Consider the following 487-nt stretch of genomic DNA (forward strand, 5'->3'; position numbering starts at 1 on the left):
TATCTATTGGGCAATGGATGAAGTGCGCCGACAAGTACAAAAAGAATGGGACAAATACAATCGCACAAAGTGTAAACGTATGCGTCATGTGTTTTATAAACGCGTATCTAAATTATCACCGAAACAACAGTGGTACTTACAGCGCTATACAGAAATGTCTGAAACATTAAAAGTAGCTCATGAATTAAAGGAAGCCTATTGTGAATGGTTTGATTGGGCAAAGACAAAGAATGATGTCGTAGAAGTGAAGAAGCGATTACAAGCTTTTTACCGTAAGGTAGAAGAGACAAAATTACCAGCTTTCTTAAAAGCAATTCAAACATTGAAAAACTGGCAAGTAGAAATCTTAAATAGCTTTAGTTTTGGTTATTCCAACGGCTTTTTAGAAGGCATTAATAATAAAACAAAAGCGATGAAACGGAATGCATATGGCTTTCGACGCTTCGATCACTTTCGAGCAAAAATCTTATTAAATTTAAAGTATAAA

General features: G+C 34.7%; 1 protein-coding gene. It reads left to right on the forward strand.

The genetic code is table 11. The features are described from left to right. Nucleotides 1-487: transposase (locus PVA17_RS24960; protein WP_274069372.1), on the forward strand; the 487-nt coding region annotated here is incomplete at both ends.

Source organism: Lysinibacillus sp. CNPSo 3705 (assembly GCF_028674935.1).
Taxonomy (GTDB): Bacteria; Bacillota; Bacilli; order Bacillales_A; family Planococcaceae; genus Lysinibacillus.